Here is a 19,656-nt window from a genome sequence, read left to right as displayed (position 1 = left end):
TGGAGGTATAATGTTTTTATTTATACTTGGAATATTATGCGGGATATATGGGACTGTAGTTATTTTTATGGCAGGCTTTTTGGAATTGCAAAATTACATATGGTATGTATTTGCATTTGTATTTTTTGCCCTGGGTAAACTTATCAAACTTTATCTAAATAAGAGAATTCCATTGTGGTCTGTGGTATCTGTCTGTACTTTGGCGACTCTTGGAATTCTTATTTTTGTTATAACGGTAGTTGTAATAAGACTTTCGGTGCCTAAGGATGATAAAAAATCATTGGATTTTTTAGTCATACTTGGTGCCAAGACAGATTTTAATAAGAAAGAAAGTGACTGCATATACAGACTTGAAAAGGCTATAGATTATATAAATGAAAATCCCGGTACAATTATTGTTATAAGCGGCGGAATGCAAAAAAATGGAAAAATTGAATCACTTGAAATGGCGGATTATCTTATAGAAAGAGGCATTGATAAAGATAATATTCTTGTAGAAGTTGAGTCACATAATACAAGAGAAAATCTGATATATTCAAAAGCTCTTATGGATAAGTACAATGAAGAGATGAAGATAAATACGGATTTTATAATCAGAAACGATATGGGTCCGGTTGAAGTTGTGGAAGCAAGACCGGAGACCATAGGTATTTTGACAAATGATTTTCATATATTCAGAGCTATGCAGGTGGCAAAAAAGCTTGGATATACACAAGTTTCGCCTATAAGTGCAAAGTCCGGTAATATTCTTTATTTACATATGCTCGTAAGAGAGACATTTGCAATTTTGAAGTACAAGTTTTTAGGATACATTTAATTTTACCAAGGAGGCAGATATTGAAAAATTATAATATTGATGAAGAGTTAAAACATATAAAAGAATTGTCGGCATATGAGATCAAAGATATATCGGATATCGAAGAAATCAGTGCAAAAGCGGTTGTTCTTGAACATAAAAAGACAAAGGCAAGAGTTTTCACCTTGCTTTCAGATGATGATAATAAGGTGTTTACGATAGGATTCAGAACACCTTCAAAGGATTCTACAGGAGTTGCCCATATTTTGGAGCATTCCGTACTTTGCGGTTCTAAAAAGTTTCCTGCAAAGGATCCCTTTGTAGAGCTTGTAAAGGGTTCATTGAACACATTTTTAAATGCAATTACATATCCGGACAAGACGGTTTATCCGGTTGCATCCTGCAATGATAAGGACTTTGACAATCTTATGGAAGTTTATCTGGATGCGGTATTTTATCCTAATGTATACAATGAGGAGAAGATATTCAGGCAGGAAGGCTGGCATTATGAAGTAGTGGATGAGAAGGGTAATCCTGATGAAAACGGAGATATTATTTTAAACGGTGTAGTATACAATGAGATGAAGGGTGCTTTTTCATCTGCCGACAGTGTACTGGAAAGATCAATAACAAAGGTGTTGTTTGAAGGACATTCTTACGGTGAGGAATCCGGTGGTGATCCTGACTTTATTCCTACACTTACATATGAGAATTTCCTTGATATGCATTCAAAGTATTATCATCCGTCAAATTCATATATTTATCTATACGGGGATATGGATATGGCAAAAAAGCTTGAGTGGATGGACAGAGAATACCTTGATAAGTTTGAATACAGAGAGGTGGATTCTAAGATAGAGGAAGTAAAGGGGCTTGAAAGTGTAAAGGAAGCAAACTTTGAATATCCTATTACAGAGGCTCAGGGTGAGGAAAATGCCACATATCTTTCATGGAATACTCTTGTGGGCGGAGAGCTTGATCCGGTCGTTTCTATGGGATTTCATATACTTGAGTATGTACTTATAGATGCACCGGGAGCATATCTTACTGATGCACTTATTGATGCGGGCATAGGAGAGGATGTATTCGGCGGATATGCAAACGGAATCTCTATGCCATATTTCACCGTAACTTCAAAGAATACAAATCTTGACAGAAAGCCTGAGTTTTTGGCTGTTATAGAGGGTACTTTAAGAAAGCTTGCAGATGAAGGGATTGATAAAGAGACCATAAAGGCCGCTATAAATGTATTTGAATTTAAAGCAAGAGAGGCTGACTACGGTTCATATCCTAAGGGGCTTATGTACGGACTTTCAAGCTTTGATTCATGGCTTTATGATGCGGACCCTACAATACATTTGAGATTTGAAAATATTTTCAAAACTCTCAGAGAAGAGATAGATAATAATTATTTTGAAAATCTGATAAAGAATTATCTTCTTGATAACAAGAATACGGCTATAGTCACCATGACACCTAAAAAAGGTCTTACATCAAAGAAGGATGCCGATCTTAAGGCAAAGCTTAAAGCATTCAAAGATACATTGTCAAAAGAAGAGATAAAAAAGATTTATGATGATACTTTGGCACTTAAAAAGTATCAGTCTGAGCCTTCAAGTGAAGAAGATCTCTTAAAGATTCCTCTACTCAGCAGAGATGATATAAGCAGAGAAGTAAAGATGCCTGAGTATGAAGAAAAGAGTGTAAAGGCTTCAGGAAAAGATATACCTGTAATTCACTCAAAAGTATTTACATCGGGAATCAATTATATGAAGTTTATTTTCAATATTGACTTTGCAAATGAAGAAGAACTTAAGTATCTGGCACTTTTAAAGGAAATATTGGGCTATATAGATACAAAGAAACAAAGCTATGCGGCACTTTCCACAAATGTAAATTTAAATTCAGGTGGAGTCGGATATGTTATTGAGGCATTTGCAACCGATGCAAATCCTATAGATTTTACCTTTGCATTCAGTGTAAATGCAAAAATATTATATGGCAAAGAATTCTGGCTCTATTCCAATGTGGCTGAAGTACTCACAATGTCAAAGCTTGAGGATAAGAAGAGAGTTAAGGATATAATTGCAGAGGTAAAGGCAGGTAAGGACAGACTGGTATCATCAGGTCATATGAGTGCACTTACAAGAGCGGGATCTTATATATCAAAGGAACTTTTATTTAACGATTTGACAAAGGGTATTGCTTATCTTAACTTCCTTGAAAATATAGATATAGAAAAAGACTTTGACAGAGTTTACGAAAACCTCTCAAGACTCTCAAAAACAGTATTTAGTGCGGATAATCTTTTGATACATACCATATGTGATGAAAAGGGATATAAGAATGCATTTAACGGAATAGAAAGTCTTACAGACAGTCTTTTCAAAGAAGGCAAGAAGCTTAAAAAGGCCGTATTAAAAACAGAAATCAAAAATGAGGGATTTGTAACACCTTCAATGGTAAACTATGTTGCAAGATTCGGAAATTTTGTAAATCACGGATTTAAATATACAGGAGTTTTAAGAGTATTGAAGGTGCTTTTAAGTTATGACTATCTGTGGAACAATATCAGAGTAAAGGGTGGCGCATACGGATGCAGTGCAATCTTTGGAAGAAGTGGAAACTCAGGTTTTGTTTCATACAGAGATCCTAATGTTTCAAATACAAATAAGGTATACGAGGGCATAGTGGACTATGTGAAAAACTTTACGGCAAATGACAGAGAGATGACAAAATCTGTAATAGGTGCAATCAGTGAACTTGATACACCTTTGACACCTTCAAGAGAGGGATTAAAGGGATTAAGCTCATATTACTCAAAAGTCAGACATGAGGATCTGGTAAAGGAAAGAGAAGAGGTATTGAATACAAGTGAGGAAGATATCAGAGCTTTGGTGCCGCTTATCGAGGCTGTGCTTTCAGACAAACTTATTTGTGCTATCGGTAATGAAGATTTGATAGAAAAGGATAAGGAACTCTTTAAAGAGGTAAAGCATCTTTATAAGGATTGATAGGAGAATATATGAAATCAGGATTTGTTGCCCTTATAGGGAGACCGAATGTAGGAAAATCAACATTGATGAATACGCTGATAGGACAAAAGATAGCTATAACATCAAATAAGCCGCAGACTACAAGAAACAGAATACAGACAGTATTTACAGACGAAAGAGGTCAGATAGTATTCCTTGACACTCCGGGTATACATAAAGCCAAAAATAAGCTTGGAGAATATATGGTAAAGGTATCTACAAGAACTTTAAGAGATGTGGATATGGTTCTCTGGCTTGTAGAACCGAGTACCTTTATAGGTGAGGGTGATGAGCATATCTTTGAGATTTTATCAAGTGTAAATATACCTGTAATACTTGCTATCAATAAGATGGATTCGCTCAAGCAAAAGGAAGATATGCTTGAGGTAATAGCCAAGTACTCGTCAAGAATGCAGTTTGCCGAAGTGGTGCCGGTATCCGCACTTAAGGGAACAAATACGGATAAGCTTCTCGATATTATATTTAAATATCTTTCAGAAGGTCCTATGTATTATGATGAGGATACGGTCACAGACCAGCCTATAAAGCAAATAGCGGCAGAACTTATAAGAGAAAAGGCGCTGAGATTTTTGCAAGAGGAGATACCTCACGGTATAGCTGTGGAGATAGATACATTTAACTACAGAGACTCGGGAGATATGGTGGATATCGAGGCTGCTATAGTATGTGAGAAAGACTCACATAAGGGAATAATTATAGGAAAGGGAGGCAGTATGCTGAAGAGAATCGGTACTGCAGCCAGAAAAGATATAGAAGGTCTGCTTGAGAGCAGAGTGAATCTGAAGCTTTGGGTAAAGGTCAGACCGAAGTGGAGAGATTCGGATGTGCAGATGAAGAATTTCGGTTACAATCCAAAGGATTTATAATGTGAGAGATTTTGTTGAATTGACGGGCATTGTTATAAAATCAATGCCCATCGGTGATTTTGACAGGCGTGTGACTATCTTTACAAAAGAGAGAGGCAAAATATATGCTTTTGCAAAAGGTGCAAGGCGTATCAACAATCAGATGATGGGATTTGCCAGAATATTTGCATATGGAAAGTTTAAACTGTATGAGGGCAGAGATTCTTATAATATAGTCAATGCGGATATTGCCAATTATTTTGAAGAGGTAAGTGCAGATATTGAGAGTACCTGCTACGGCACGTATTTTCTTGAAATGCTTGATTATTACACAAAGGAAGCTTTGGTGGATATAGAGAGCTTAAAGCTTATATATTATACATTACTGGCTTTAACCAAAAAGTCTATACCCAACAGACTTGTAAGAAGAATTTTCGAACTTAAGCTTATGACAATAAACGGCGAGTATGATTTGACTCCGGGACTTAAGGATAAAACTGCCTTATATACCTGGGAATATATAATATATTCAAAGCCTGAGAAACTTTTCACCTTTGTAATCACAGAGGAGGCACTTACAGAGATAGAAAAATATATGGATGTCATGATAAGAAAATATATAGACAGGCATTTTCATTCTCTTGATATTCTGGAAGATATTTTATGATTTTTTCTTGACATTTGAAGAAATTCTGCTAAAATGACTTGTGTTCGGCAAAGACGCCTATATAGGGAGTCTTTGCCTTTTTATATATTTATGATTCAACCGTTTAGTTAAGAGTTGAACGTCAAGAGTATTTTGAGTATTCAAAGTACCTACAAAGCCTAGGAGGTAAGAATTATGTCATACGTAGAAGAGATTTTAGAGAAGGTTGTAGCTGCAAACCCGAATGAGCCGGAGTTTCATCAGGCTGTTAAGGAAGTTTTGGAGTCATTAAAGCTTGTTGTTGATGCAAATGAGGAGCTTTACAGAAAGAACGGTATCTTAGAGAGACTTGTAGAGCCTGAGAGAATTATTTCATTCAGAGTTCCATGGGTGGATGACAAAGGAAACGTACAGGTAAACAAGGGATATCGTGTACAGTTCAACAATGCAATAGGTGCTTATAAGGGAGGACTTCGTTTCCATCCTACAGTAAACCAGTCAATACTTAAATTCCTTGGATTTGAGCAGGTACTTAAAAACTCACTTACAGGTCTTCCTATGGGTGGAGGAAAAGGCGGTTCAAACTTTGATCCTAAGGGAAAATCAGACAGAGAAGTAATGGCATTCTGCCAAAGCTTTATGAACGAACTTTATAAGCATATCGGAAAAGACACAGATGTACCGGCAGGTGATATCGGTGTAGGCGGTAGAGAGATAGGTTACCTTTTCGGTCAGTACAAGAGACTTACAACATTGTTTGAAGGTGTTCTTACAGGAAAGGGAATTCCTTTCGGAGGTTCTTTGGCAAGAACAGAGGCTACAGGTTACGGTCTTGTATACATTCTTGATGAGATGCTTAAGGCAAACAACAAGGAACTTAAGGGAAAGACAGTTGTAGTTACAGGTTCAGGAAATGTCGCAATCTATGCAATACAAAAGGCACAGCAGCTTGGAGCAAAGGTTGTTGCACTCTGTGATTCAAACGGTTATGTATATGATGAGAACGGTATACAGGTAGATATTGTTAAGGATATCAAGGAAGTTAAGAGACAGAGAATATCAGAGTATGCAAACAGAGTATCTTCTGCCAAGTATACAGAAGGTAAGGGAATTTGGAATATCAAATGTGATATCTACCTTCCATGTGCTACTCAAAACGAGCTTGATCTTGACGGAGCGAAGGCACTTGTAGCTAACGGCTGCTTTGCAGTGGCAGAGGGTGCAAATATGCCTACAACTCTTGAGGCAACAAAGTATCTTCAGGATAACGGAGTGCTCTTTATGCCGGGTAAGGCTTCAAATGCAGGAGGTGTATCTGTTTCAGGTCTTGAGCAGAGCCAGAACGCTATGAGACTTTCATGGACATTTGAGGAAGTTGATGAGAAGCTTAAAGGCATTATGAAGGATATCTTTACAAAGGTTGACGATGCGGCTAAGAGATACGGTCAGGAAGGCAACTATGTAGCAGGTGCCAATATTGCCGGATTTGAGAAGGTTGCAAACGCAATGATTTCACAGGGAATTGTATAAAAAATTGTACAAAATTAAATACATAAGCATTTAAAAGCCCTTTTTTAAGGGCTTTTTTTTAATTCCTATTGACTTACTGGGAATTAAGCCTTAAAATTCCAATATAGTTAATAGAATACAGGTTTTCTATTATAGATTACCCCTAAGCTCAAGGGAGAGGTGAAAGGAAAAATCAATGTCATTATTAAATGTAAATAATTTAACAGTTTCCATAGAAGATGATGAGAATTTAAAGGAAATTCTTCATGGAGTAAATATAGAAATTAAAAAAGGCGAAACACATGTACTTATGGGACCGAACGGAGCAGGTAAGTCAACACTCGGCTATGCTCTTATGGGTAATCCAAGATATGTTGCAAACAGCGGAGAAATTATATTTGACGGTAAGAATATAATTGATGAATCAGCAGACAAGCGTGCAAAGGCGGGAATGTTCTTATCATTCCAGAATCCTCTTGAGGTACCGGGTCTTCCACTCAGCAGTTTTATCAGAAATGCAGTAGAGTCTGTAAGCGGCAAGAGAGTAAAGATGATGCAGTTTAAAAAAGACCTTGCAAAGAATATGGAAGTCTTAAATATGGACAGCGAGTATGCCAACAGAGCCTTGAATGTAGGATTTTCAGGCGGTGAGAAGAAAAAGGCTGAGATATTACAGCTTCTTATGCTTTCACCGAAGCTTGCAATACTTGATGAGACAGATTCAGGACTTGATGTGGATGCTGTAAGAACAGTTTCAGCCGGTATCAAAGAATATCAGAAGAAAAAAGACGGTGCTCTCCTTATAATCACTCACAGTACAAGAATACTTGAGTCATTAAAGGTTGACTATACACATATTATGGTAGACGGAAAAATCATAAAGACAGGAGATGCTTCTTTGGTAGATGAAATCAATGAGCATGGATTTGAAAAGTATATTCAGGAGAGCAAATAATGAAGGAAAAGACATATGTAGAAGACATTAACAGAAGTATGTATGACTTCAGAAATGAAGATAAGGACAACTTCAAAATAGCTGCAGGTCTTACACCTGAGTTAGTGTCTCAGATTTCAAAAGAAAAGAACGATCCTGCCTGGATGCAAAATTTCAGATTGCAGGCATTACAGATATATAATCAGATGGAAGTTCCGCCATGGGGTCCTTCTATAGACGGTCTTGATATTGACAATATTGTTACTTATGTAAGACCTAATACACATATGAAGACAAAGTGGTCAGAGGTTCCTGAGGATATCAAGGATACCTTTGAAAAACTCGGTATACCACAGGCTGAGAGAAAATCTTTGGCAGGTGTAGGTGCACAGTATGACTCTGAGCTTGTATACCACAATGTAAGAGATGAAGTTTCACAGATGGGTGTTGTATATACAGATCTTGAGAGCGCAATGCATGGTGAGTATGCGGATATGATTCAGAAGCATTTCATGAAGCTTGTAAAGCCGAATGATCACAAGTTTGCGGCATTGCATGGTGCGGTATGGTCAGGCGGTTCATTTGTATATGTACCGAAGGGTGTTCATCTTGATATTCCTTTGCAGTCATATTTCAGACTTAATGCAAAGGGTGCAGGACAGTTTGAGCATACACTTATTATCGTAGATGAGGGTGCGGATCTTCACTTTATTGAAGGATGTTCGGCACCAAAATATAATGTAGCCAATCTTCACGCAGGATGTGTGGAGCTTTATGTAGGAAAGAATGCAAGACTCAGATATTCGACTATAGAGAACTGGTCAAAGAATATGTACAATCTCAACACAAAGAGAGCTGTTGTGGAAGAGGGCGGAAGAATTGAATGGGTTTCAGGTTCATTCGGTTCACATGTATCATATCTTTATCCTATGAGTATATTAAAGGGTAGAGGTGCAAGAATGGAATTCACAGGAATTACATTCGCAGGTGCAGGACAAAACCTTGATACAGGTTCAAAGGTAGTACATGCGGCACCTGATACATCTTCATTTATTAATACAAAATCAATTTCAAAGGGTGGCGGTATATCTACATTCAGAAATGCTGTAGTGGTATCTGAAAAAGCAAAGAATGCAAAGGCTGCAGTATCATGTGAGTCCTTGATGCTTGATGATATATCACGCTCGGATACAGTGCCTGCTATGGATATCAGATGTGCGGATGCCGATGTAGGTCATGAGGCAAGAATCGGAAGAATCAGTGATGATGCCGTATTCTATCTGATGAACAGAGGTATCAGTGAAGAGGATGCAAAGGCAATGATCGTAAGCGGATTTGCCGACAATGTATCAAAAGAATTGCCGCTTGAGTATGCGGTAGAGATGAATAATCTCATTCAATTAGAGATGAAAGGAAGTATTGGTTAATGAGAGATATTACTTTAAACAGAATACCGGTTCTTACCTGGAGATGGCTAAAGATGAATGAGACTGCTGTTTCTATACCAAGTGAAACAGGCAGTGCAAATATAAAAGTTTTAAATGAAAATGCAAATAATGAACTTTCAAAAGAGATTATTGAAGCTATGAAGGCCCTTCCTACAGGAATGGGAGCAAATATGACAGAGCTTTGTGACTCTGAAAGTGAAGATATTATTATAAATACTCTTGCAGGTGAAAAGTCAAACAGTCATATAAATATATGCAGAGATAAGGAAAGCCTTGCAAAGGTAAGAGTATATATCTATGCGGCTGAAGGCAGCGATGTCAATGTATGGATGGATTACTCTTCAAATGAGGAGAATGCAGGTGCTTTGGCGGTACAGACATTCGTTTTTGCAGAGAAAGATGCAAAAGTGAAATTGTATCAGGTAGGACTTCAGTCAGACAGTGATATTTCACTCAATGATATAGGTGCAAATGTTGAAAAAGATGCTTCATTTGAGCTTGTACAGCTCTTACTTGGTGGAGAGAAGATATTTGCAGGTGCAAGAGCAAGCCTTACAGGTAAAAGAAGTGAGTTTATATCAGATCTTGGCTACTATGGTAAGGCCGAGGAGCAGATAGATCTTAACTATGTGGCAGACCATATAGGAAAGTCAAGTAATTGCAAAATGATAGCCTCAGGAGTACTTAATGACAATTCAAAGAAGCTTCTAAGAGGTACTATTGATTTTAAGAGAGGCGCAAAAGATGCAACCGGAGAAGAGTCCGAGGATGTACTTCTCTTAGGTCAGAATATCCACAATCAGAGTATACCTGTAATACTCTGTGCCGAGGAAGATGTAGTCGGTACACATGGTGCTTCCATAGGAAACCTTGATGAAGGTATGCTTTTCTACCTCACATCAAGAGGTATGGATAAGGAAAGTGTTACTAAGATGGTGGCAAGAGCCAGAATAGATGCTATCAGCAAGAAGCTTGAAAATGCCGAACTTGAAGAAAAGGTAAATCTTTATCTTGGAGGCAGTGAAGATGAGTAAGAGTATATACAGAAATGATTTTCCGCTTTTAGCATCCGATGATGTAATATATATGGACAATGCGGCTACATCACAAAGACCGCAGATAGTGTTGGATGCGATGAATGATTTTTATAAGCATCACAATGCAAATCCTTTAAGAGGAGTGTATAAACTCAGTGTGGAAGCTACCGAGGACTATGAGAATGCCAGAAGCAAAGTGGCGAAGTTTATAGGTGCAGCAGGAAGTGAAGAGATAATTTTTACCAGAAATGCATCAGAGAGTTTAAACCTTGTGGCATACAGCTACGGTCTAAACAATATAAAGGCCGGTGATGAGATAGTTGTAAGTATACTTGAGCATCATTCAAATATGCTTCCATGGCAGATGGTGGCAAGAGCTACGGGAGCTAAACTTGTATTCCTTGACTGTGAGGAAGACGGTGAGATTACAAAGTCTGAGATAGACTCTAAAATAAATGAAAATACAAAACTGGTAGCTTGTACACAGATATCAAATGTACTTGGAATACCTACACCTATAGAGTATATCATTGAAAAAGCTCATAGTGTGGGAGCTGTAGTTGTTGTTGACGGTGCACAGAGCATACCTCATAAGAAAATAGATGTAAGAGAATTGGATGCGGACTTCTTTGCATTCTCAGGTCATAAGTTATGCGGACCAATGGGTATCGGTGTACTCTATGGTAAGAAGGCATTACTTGATGCCATGCCTCCATTCCTTAGCGGTGGAGAGATGATAGAGTATGTTACCAAAGAAAAAGCCACATTTGCGCCATTACCTCATAAATTTGAGGCCGGTACTGTAAATGCAGAGGGTGCGGTTGGACTTGCGGCAGCTATCGACTATATAGAGAGCATAGGATATGAGAAGATAGAGAGTATCGAAAGAGAGCTGAGTGAGTACGCTATGGAGGTTCTTTCAAAGAACAAGTATGTCAGAATACTTGGTTCAAAGGATCCTTCTAAGCACAGCGGTATAATAAACTTTATACTTGAGGGAGTGCATCCGCATGATGTATCAACGATACTTGATTCAAAGGGTATTGCGGTAAGAGCCGGACATCACTGTGCACAGCCGCTTTTACAACATTTAAAAATAAATTCAACCACAAGAGCAAGTCTTTCTTTCTATAACACAAAGGAAGAGATAGATGCACTCTCAGCTGCTCTTTTAGAGATAAGAAAGGAGATGGGATACGATGAGTGAGAACAGAGCCTTTTATAATGAAATTCTGACAGAGCATAATTTAAGACCTTATCATAAACATGATCTTGCAGATGCCAATCTTATACTGGACGGTGTCAATCCAAGCTGTGGCGATCATATCACTTTAAAGCTTAAAGTAAACGATGAAGGCATCATAGAAGACGGTGCTTTCGTAGGAGACGGATGTGCCATATCACAGGCTTCAGCAGATATAATGCTTGATATGGTAATAGGTCTTGAAAAGGATGAAGCTATAAGACTCTCAGATATGTTTTTCCGTATGATAAAGGGAGAAGCGAGCGAAGAAGAGATAGAGGAACTTGATGAGGCCGGAGCCCTTAGAGATATCTCCCATATGCCCGCACGAGTAAAATGTGCAGTACTTGGCTGGCATACAATGGAAGAGTTGTTGAAATAATAAATAAATGAAAGGGGCTGTGAAATAAGTCTCTAAAAGAAATAGGACCATTCGTTCATGCGAAAGGTCCTATTTTTGTGGTAAAATTAACTTATGATGAAAACTTTACACACTAATTATTGTAATTCAAAATAAGGATATTTACCACTGTTTCTTTCAGATTGTTTGGATCTGCTGGATCCTGTTTTAACGTTTGACAGATTGATGGGAGGAATCGATTTAAACAAGTATCTGACCGATATTCCGTCATACAGAACCTTTGTATATTTCATCAATGAAATACTTCAAGATAAGATTGAAAACATTTTTAAAGACATAAATATGCTATCTTTAATGAGGAGCATGTAGATCTGCAACATCTCTATATCGACGGCTCCAAGTTTGAAGCAAACGCAAACAAGTATACCAGGGTATGGAAGAAGGCTACCGAAAAGTTCCGTTACAAGCTTTACGAAAAAATTACTGCGGAGATTGAGGAAATTAATACAGAAATTGCATGGAGCGGGGTGCAGATTACAACAAACACAGAGTATGTACCGGATTATTTGAGTGAAATCGTTGAGCGGCTAGTACTTTTATGGAAACCGGATACAAGTACATTTATTTACGGAAGCAGAAAGCGAAAATCTAAAGAACAGCGTCATTATGAACACTTGACTACTTTCTGTCAGAAACTTCAAGAATATATACAAAAAATTGAAATCTGTGATCCTAACCGAAACAGTTACTCTAAAATAGATAACTCAGCTACCTTTATGCGTATCAAAACAGATTACATGGGAAATGATCAGCTTCTGCCGGCATATAATGTACAGATTGGTGTAGCAGATAAATATATTGCAGTTGTTGACGTAAACCATTATCGTTCGGATATGGCTCATACAACAATTATATTTTCTGTGGACAGAACGGCATTGAAAAGTATATGAAATTTCCAATGTTTAAAAAGGAAACTAAGGATCGGAAATATCATGAAGATACATTTCGTGCAGTTAACTTCAGAATTGATGAGCAAGGATTCAAGAGATGTTCTATCGATAAAGCATTCCATTTTTTATGCAGAAAAGATGTCAGGGGAAATCAGTACGGACGCAAGGAAGAACTGTATGAATGCGAAGTCTGTAGCGGATGTCCATATGCAAAGAAATGTAAGAAGACAGATAAGAATCGAACTGTTCGGATCAATCAGGAACTAACCTCCATGCATCAGGAAGTAATCGAAAACCTGGAAAGTATCCACGGTGCGTTATTACGAACGAACCGTTCGATACAAGCAGAAGGCACTTTCGGAATTATGAAAAGCAACCGTTGGTACAAGAGAATTGTCCGAAGAGGTATTCATTCAGTCAAACCGGAAGTTTTACTCGTGGCGATAGGCCATAATTTATATAAATATCAGAAAAAAGATGAGAAACAGAGCTGCCGCATAGATTCAAAAAAGAATTTCTATGGGGTAGGGGAACTGCGCTTTTTTGCGTATGATTTCAGTCATGCATACAAAATAAAGGCAAAAAGGTAGATGCGAAGAGACTATGAGGAAAAGTCTGTAAATAAGAATCTTCTATGATAATAAAGGATGGAAATCCTTTCTGATAGGATTTTCACTCTTGTTTTATATATAACAGTTAAAAAATAGTATGTCAATGGGGCTGTCGGGAAATGGCAGCCATAAAAGAGGGAGGAGTAACTCAAAATGAGTCACTCCTCCCTAAGTTTTTACATAAAAAAGATGGCTAACGACAACCATCTTTCTCCATTACATGTTATAATGTAACTATGCTCACAGTTAATTATTATAACGACTTTTTTGAAATAGGTCAACAGAAAATCAACTTTAGCTTCTATGAATTGAGTTTGCCCGATGACGATCCAGTCTATACCCTAAAAAAAGTTATGGAGGATTTAAATTTTTCCGGACTGTTAGCCAATTGTTCGGACAAGGGAAGAACAGGGTACAATCCAATCATGATGTATGCAGTTATTACTTATGCAAATATGCGAGGAATACGCTCTATTGATCGTACTGTAGATTTATGTGAAAGAGATATTGCTTTTATCTGGCTTACTCAAGGGAAGAAGCCTAAAAGAGATGCTTTTTATGATTTTAAAGGTAAGAAACTTACTTCAGATATCCTAGATGACTTAAACTATCAGTTTATGAGACGATTACAAAAAGAATGGCTTATAACGTTAAAAGAATTGTTTATTGATGGAACAAAAATAGAAGCTAATGCTAATCGTTATACTTTTGTATGGCGTGGAAGCATCAATTATCATCTGGCAGGCCTATTAGATTCTATTGATACGCTTTATTCAAACTATAATTCTTTTTTACAAGATAACGGTTTTGGTGAGAAATATGAGCTTGGAAATGCAAAAATGTTTGTGATTGACGGGATTGATAAAGTTAGAGATATTATTGAAAAGAACAGAAAAAGAAAGATTACAAAACATAAAAAGTTATCTAATAACCGTATTATAGAGATTGACAACTGCTCGCCTATTGAAATACTTAAGCTTCAGAAAAACCTTATGACTATTGCTGACGGAGAAGGTGTTGCATTTGTTAACGGAAAGGGTAAGAGAAAGCCAAAACTTCAACAACTCTATGAAGAACTTGAACATTGTGGACAGCGATTAATGCACTATAAAGAATGCTTTGAAATTATGGGGAAAGATAGAAACAGCTATTCCAAAACTGATTTGGAAGCAACCTTTATGCGAATGAAGGAAGATCATATGTTGAACGGTCGGCTAAAGCCTGCATACAATGTACAGATAGCAGTAGAGAATTATTTTATTGTACATAGTTATGTAAGTAATAATCGTACGGATTATAATACATTAATACCGGTTCTTAAAAAGCATAAGGAAGCATTTGGAGAAGTACTTGAGGAAGTGACGGCAGACAGCGGTTATTGTAGTGAGAAAAATCTATTATATCTAAAAGAAAATAAGATAGACAGTTATATAAAACTACAGGATCATGAAAAACGAAAAACAAGAGCATACAGTAAAGATATAGGCAAATACTACAACATGAAGACAATGGTATTTGAGGATGAACAAGTCTATATCTGCCATGACGGACGTGAACTTAGACATATCAACACAGAAAGGAAAGAACAGAACGGTTATACACAAACATATGAAGTATATGGATGTTCAGACTGTGGTGGATGTGAACATAAGTCTAAATGCTTATACAAATATAATCCTGATAAAGATATTGAAAAGAACAAAGTGATGAAGATTAATGAAGTATGGGAAGAGCTTCGGGAGAAGTCACATGCCAACATACAGAGTGAAAAAGATATTCTAAAACGACAGATACGCTCTATTCAAACAGAAGGTCATTTTGGAGATATTAAAGAGAATGAAGATTTCCGACGCTTTAACTATCGTTCTTCAGATAAGGTTTATAAAGAATTTATGCTTTCTGCAATAGGAAGAAATATAAATAAATATCATCGTTTTCTCTATGCAAAACTAAAGAAATTTGAAGGGAAAGCACAGGAGAAAACAGCATAGTAAAAAATGCAAAAGCAAAATTTCAGTCAAGGGGGTTTTATGCCCCAAAATAGACAGAATCATAGAAAAACAAAATATCCTGACAAAGTCACAAAGCTAAAATGCCTTGTATTTGTCAGGATATTTCTATTTCGTTCTGCGGGAAGTAAAATTACTTATTTCCCGACAATCCCATTTTGTTTTATTCTATTCAGGCAGTCGTCCTTCATACATGATGCTTAACTCTCCGTACACCTGTGCCCGGTTTCGTATCGTTACAGTCCATTTTTTTGTTGCTTCAAATGTAGCCAAATATAAGGCCTTAAGTAGGGCTATATCGCTTGGAAAGACGCTTCTTTGACGGTTTAGCTTACGGTAGGTAGAATTAAGTGATTCTATAGCATTGGTAGTGTAAATAACCTTCCTGACATCGGAAGAAAACTTGAAAATTGGGGAAATAACATCCCAGTTGTCTTTCTAGCGTTTCATCGAGTTGGGATATTTTGGTGTCCATTTTTCTGTCACATGTTCCAATGCTACAAGAGCTTTCTTTTCATCCGGTGCTTGGTAAATAGTCTTTAGATCTGTTGCAAAAGCTTTCCTATCTTTATCAGGTACATATTTCAATGTATTACGTACCTGATGAACTATACATCTTTGGTATTCTGTCTCAGGAAATGCTGCTCCTATAGCTTCCTTTATACCTGTGAGCCCATCTGCACAGATGACAAGGATATCCTTTACTCCTCTGTTTTTAAGTTCATTCAGTACTGACAGCCGGTATTTTGAACTTTCATTGTCACCTACCTGTATTGTAAGTACTTCTTTCTTTCCTTCAGTATTTATCCCTAAGATAATATAAGCAGCAAGCTTTTTTATAACGCCATTATCACGAACAGAATAATGGATAGCATCAATGTAGAGGATTGGATAAACTTAGTTTAGTGGCCTGTTCTGCCAATCTCCAATTTGAGGAAGGATTTTATCTGTTACATCTGAAATAAAACTTTCTGATGTTTCAAAGCCGTATATATCCTATATAGTCTCTGAAATCTGTCTTGTTGTCATTCCTTTTGCATACATAGAAATAATCTTCTGATCAATATCTGAAATATCCTTTTGACGCTTTTTAACAATCTGAGGTTCAAAAGTAGACTTACGGTCCTGTGGAACTTCAATATTAAACTGACCATAGCTACTTTTAACAGTCTTAGGCTTATAACCGTTCCTATAATCATCACTGTCATATCGCTCGGATTTGCTATATCCAAGATGCTCATCCATTTCAGCTTCCATCATTTCTTTAATTGTTCCACCCAATAGATCTTTAAGTGCGTCTTGAATATCTTCAGCTGTTTCAATATCATACTCCTGAAGTAGTTGATGAATGATATTTCTTTTACCTTCAGTCATTATAATCTTGTGTATTGGTTTCTTCTCTCTTTTTGCCATAATAAAAGGCCTCCTATGATTTTATATTTTATCATAGAAGACCTTTGACTTAATAGCTATTTACAGAAAAAGCTTCACATCCCCTATTACCAAAAGCATAATCAAGTGCTTCTATATATGTTTGCTTGTTTTCAGTCAGTACTTCAGGAGTAAGTGCATTGAACTTATTTTTTTCATTTTCGATAAATTACACTGTCTCTATCCATGTGTTAATCGCTTTCTCAAATTCTTCCATTCTATTATCATTGTTAAAGAATGGAAATCCGATTATTTTATAATCATCTGCAAATAATCCTTTAACAGAATGCTCTTTTTCAATCTGCATTGAAAATACTTCTTTCCAAGCATCATTATCCAAGAGCTGATTGCCTTTAGGCTCAACATATCCCTGATAAGTGAGACTGCCTTCGCTTCTTTGCTTTCTTACAAATAGCAAAAAGTCAGGTTCAAATCGTTCTCCAGCTTCAAAAGAATATATAGCCAATTCAGGAATTCTTTCATTCCTAACAACATAGTATTCCAGATTCTTTTCCTTCAGTTTTGGCTCTATATGTGTTTTGAAATACTTTACAAAAAGTTTTTCTTCGCTCGTTCCGTAGTTGTCATTAAATACATACCAACTCTCATTTGTTAAGTCTAATCTATATTCTTCATTTGAACAGTTGTTTTGAGAATTTCCTTTTCCACCATTCCCCTCTATTGACCCTAAACTTATTTTCTTGTCTTTCAAAATCACTTTAAGCTGCTTAGGTTCAAATTCTTTAGAACCTACATATTCCGGCTTGATAGCCATAGCATGCGATGCAACTTTTACTAAGGCGTGCTTCACAGCTGAAAATAAAATCTTTCCATTAACTTCATCTTGAGAATATGTTATTTCCACATTAGAGTTTCCAAGAAACTCATCTGAAGTTAAAAACTCCCTCATTGACTTTAGAGATGGATATTTCTCTTTAAGTATGTCAAAACGAAGTTCCTCAAAGTATTCTATAGCCCCAAGCAGGATATTATAATCTATATCCTTGAATTTAATACTCTTCAGATTTGTCTTAATGGTGCTTGTGTTTGCAGTATCATCTCCTATAAGATTTACAATATTACCTTTGCCAGAAAGAGCCGTGTAGTAATATGTTTTCGTTCTCATACTAGGTTCAAGAGAATGCACTTCATCTCGTACTTTCAGCAATCTTTTATTGGAAAACACATAGCTCTTCTTATAAAAATCACTATCCTTAAACTCATCTTTAAGTCTGTATTCCAAAATAATTGGATCAGGTGCCTGCAATCCTGTTTCTATAAGAGCGTTCTTCAATTCCGATATATATCTGGAGTCGTTTTTACTGTGAAAGTACATTGTTTCCAAAATACGATTCGGATTCGATATATCCCCATCAAATTTTCTTTTGAATTTAAGTTCTTCATCATCTACAACAAATGGACAATATCTCGCACCTCTTCCAATAAGCTGTGCTTCTTTAATTGTATAGCTCCCTATCTTTCCGCCGGATTTACTTTGTCTTGTATCATATAGACGAACTATATCAAAGAGGTTGAGTACATCCCAACCTTCATTTAACATATCTACAGCAAAAATAATCCTAATCGGATTATCAAGGTCTTCCAAGGAATTTACTAACAACTGATTTTCCTTATTATTATCCGAAGAACCATTCATTATTATCGAAGTATCTTCGGTAAATGCAGTCTTAATTGACTGCTCCAAAAGCTCCAGAGTATCATCCTTTTCCTTGAAATAATTTATCGCTTCCGTCAATTTTTCGATTCCGACTAATTCCAAATTCTGCAGCTCGTAGCTCGTCAACTCCTTTACTTTCTTAAAAAACTCATCATAGAAACTTTTTGACTCATCTATTTTTTGCGATTTAAGCATAACCACAGGCTTAATATTGAGTTTTAAATCAGCAAACAAAAACCTCCTGTACTCACTCATTACGAGAGCCATAAGTGTTCTTGCCCATAAATCGGTATCTGTTGCGAAGTTCTGGAAGTCTTTTGTATATCCGCTTTCCCTAAAAGAAATAAGCGGATAGTTAAAGATGATTTTATCCTTATATTTCTGTAGCACATTTGCATCTTTTAAATCGCAAGTAGCTGTGAATTCAAACATAATACTATCTCTATTTCGTAACAAAGCATTTGTAACAGAGTATTCCCAACTTTTAGCAGCTTCTTCTTCGTCTTTAGTCGGTTTCTTAGTTAGTGAATTGATATGATGGCTCTCATCAGAAATAAAAACCACTTTATTATTTTCAAAGTCATCATAGGTCAGCGAATTTTCTCTCGCTTCAAATAAATCCATATGAAGCTTTTGCGTAGTAGTAAACAATATTTCGATGTCATCATCTAAAATATTACCACTAAAATTTTCAGCCCTTTTTATCTTGACCTTTTTCCCTAAGTACTCTACAACATCATTGAATAGATACTTATTTGAAAGCGGATTGATGAAATTATCAATCGTTTTTTCAAGAACATTAGTCTGATTTACGAAGAATAAAAACTTTCTATACCCTTTTGTATATAAGTACAATATCAGACCTGCCATAATGACAGTTTTACCGCTGCCTGTCGCCATATGAAAAAGAGTATGGACTTGCTTATTTTTTCTTAATCCATCATTGTCAAAATATAAAGCAAAGTTTGTAAAGGCATCAATCTGATACTCTCTTAGAGAGATTTTCTTTGAGAGTCCACTTTTGATAATTTCAGGAAAATCGATACTCATACCAACTTCTTTTGCGACATCTAATTTTTCGTATAAAAATTGTTCCGCCATA

Annotated in this window: 12 protein-coding genes and 2 pseudogenes; 12 read left to right on the top strand and 2 right to left on the bottom strand. The window is 36.5% G+C overall.

Annotated features, from left to right (window positions below; translation table 11 throughout):
• Positions 1-10 precede the first annotated feature (10 nt).
• The 12 genes and pseudogenes from SBH76_RS03040 (at position 11) to SBH76_RS02980 (ending at position 15,427) form a co-directional block, all read left to right on the top strand.
• Positions 11-817, top strand: coding sequence for a YdcF family protein (locus tag SBH76_RS03040; RefSeq protein WP_317976729.1), 807 nt, complete (start codon positions 11-13; stop codon positions 815-817).
• 20 nt (positions 818-837) lie between these two features.
• Positions 838-3,810, top strand: a complete 2,973-nt coding sequence (locus tag SBH76_RS03035; protein WP_317976728.1) for an insulinase family protein — start codon at positions 838-840, stop codon at positions 3,808-3,810.
• An 11-nt stretch (positions 3,811-3,821) separates the two neighbouring features.
• Positions 3,822-4,718 carry a GTPase Era gene (gene era, locus SBH76_RS03030; protein ID WP_007593685.1) on the top strand — a complete coding sequence of 299 codons (897 nt, stop codon included), beginning with the start codon at positions 3,822-3,824 and terminating at the stop codon, positions 4,716-4,718.
• 1 nt (position 4,719) lies between these two features.
• The gene (gene recO, locus SBH76_RS03025; protein ID WP_317976727.1) at positions 4,720-5,364 is read left to right on the top strand and encodes a DNA repair protein RecO; all 645 of its coding nucleotides are present in this window, start codon (positions 4,720-4,722) and stop codon (positions 5,362-5,364) included.
• Between the two features lie 174 nt (positions 5,365-5,538).
• Positions 5,539-6,873 carry an NADP-specific glutamate dehydrogenase gene (gene gdhA / locus SBH76_RS03020; RefSeq protein WP_007593683.1) on the top strand — a complete coding sequence of 445 codons (1,335 nt, stop codon included), beginning with the start codon at positions 5,539-5,541 and terminating at the stop codon, positions 6,871-6,873.
• 175 nt (positions 6,874-7,048) lie between these two features.
• Complete coding sequence (sufC, locus tag SBH76_RS03015) at positions 7,049-7,807, top strand: Fe-S cluster assembly ATPase SufC (RefSeq protein WP_007593681.1); 759 nt, start codon at positions 7,049-7,051, stop codon at positions 7,805-7,807.
• Positions 7,807-9,213, top strand: coding sequence for a Fe-S cluster assembly protein SufB (gene sufB / locus SBH76_RS03010; protein ID WP_007593679.1), 1,407 nt, complete (start codon positions 7,807-7,809; stop codon positions 9,211-9,213). The genes sufC and sufB overlap by 1 nt, the downstream gene beginning before the upstream one ends.
• Positions 9,213-10,268 carry a SufB/SufD family protein gene (locus SBH76_RS03005; RefSeq protein ID WP_317976726.1) on the top strand — a complete coding sequence of 352 codons (1,056 nt, stop codon included), beginning with the start codon at positions 9,213-9,215 and terminating at the stop codon, positions 10,266-10,268. Before sufB ends, SBH76_RS03005 begins: the two co-directional genes overlap by 1 nt.
• Positions 10,261-11,478: an aminotransferase class V-fold PLP-dependent enzyme gene (locus tag SBH76_RS03000; RefSeq protein WP_317976725.1), complete on the top strand. Its 1,218-nt coding sequence runs from the start codon at positions 10,261-10,263 to the stop codon at positions 11,476-11,478. The genes SBH76_RS03005 and SBH76_RS03000 overlap by 8 nt, the downstream gene beginning before the upstream one ends.
• A complete protein-coding gene (gene sufU / locus SBH76_RS02995; protein WP_009663045.1) occupies positions 11,471-11,896 on the top strand; it encodes a Fe-S cluster assembly sulfur transfer protein SufU in 426 nt (141 codons plus the stop codon). The genes SBH76_RS03000 and sufU overlap by 8 nt, the downstream gene beginning before the upstream one ends.
• A 147-nt stretch (positions 11,897-12,043) precedes the next feature.
• Positions 12,044-13,326: pseudogene (locus tag SBH76_RS13910) on the top strand (transposase).
• Positions 13,327-13,672: 346 nt separating this feature from the next.
• Positions 13,673-15,427: an IS1182 family transposase gene (locus SBH76_RS02980; protein ID WP_317976722.1), complete on the top strand. Its 1,755-nt coding sequence runs from the start codon at positions 13,673-13,675 to the stop codon at positions 15,425-15,427.
• A gap of 186 nt (positions 15,428-15,613) precedes the next feature.
• Here SBH76_RS02980 and SBH76_RS02975 read toward each other — a convergent pair.
• Together SBH76_RS02975 and SBH76_RS02970 are read right to left on the bottom strand one after the other, a co-directional pair.
• Positions 15,614-16,858, bottom strand: a pseudogene (locus SBH76_RS02975) (IS256 family transposase).
• A gap of 187 nt (positions 16,859-17,045) precedes the next feature.
• Positions 17,046-19,655, bottom strand: coding sequence for a DEAD/DEAH box helicase family protein (locus SBH76_RS02970; protein ID WP_317976721.1), 2,610 nt, complete (start codon positions 19,653-19,655; stop codon positions 17,046-17,048).
• Between the last annotated feature and the right edge of the window lies 1 nt (position 19,656).

The sequence above is a fragment of the Lachnoanaerobaculum sanguinis genome (assembly GCF_033242365.1).
Lineage (GTDB): Bacteria > Bacillota > Clostridia > Lachnospirales > Lachnospiraceae > Lachnoanaerobaculum > Lachnoanaerobaculum sanguinis.
The sequence above is the reverse complement of the archived record's forward strand: the minus strand, read 5'-3'. Positions and strand labels throughout refer to the sequence as shown.

Coding starts and splice junctions, on each gene's coding strand:
- SBH76_RS03040 (WP_317976729.1), top strand. CDS start 11: ATGTTTTTATTTATACTTGGAATATTATGCGGGATATATGGGACTGTA.
- era (WP_007593685.1), top strand. CDS start 3,822: ATGAAATCAGGATTTGTTGCCCTTATAGGGAGACCGAATGTAGGAAAA.
- gdhA (WP_007593683.1), top strand. CDS start 5,539: ATGTCATACGTAGAAGAGATTTTAGAGAAGGTTGTAGCTGCAAACCCG.
- sufC (WP_007593681.1), top strand. CDS start 7,049: ATGTCATTATTAAATGTAAATAATTTAACAGTTTCCATAGAAGATGAT.
- sufB (WP_007593679.1), top strand. CDS start 7,807: ATGAAGGAAAAGACATATGTAGAAGACATTAACAGAAGTATGTATGAC.
- SBH76_RS03005 (WP_317976726.1), top strand. CDS start 9,213: ATGAGAGATATTACTTTAAACAGAATACCGGTTCTTACCTGGAGATGG.
- SBH76_RS03000 (WP_317976725.1), top strand. CDS start 10,261: ATGAGTAAGAGTATATACAGAAATGATTTTCCGCTTTTAGCATCCGAT.
- sufU (WP_009663045.1), top strand. CDS start 11,471: ATGAGTGAGAACAGAGCCTTTTATAATGAAATTCTGACAGAGCATAAT.
- SBH76_RS02980 (WP_317976722.1), top strand. CDS start 13,673: ATGCTCACAGTTAATTATTATAACGACTTTTTTGAAATAGGTCAACAG.
- SBH76_RS02970 (WP_317976721.1), bottom strand. CDS start 19,655: ATGGCGGAACAATTTTTATACGAAAAATTAGATGTCGCAAAAGAAGTT.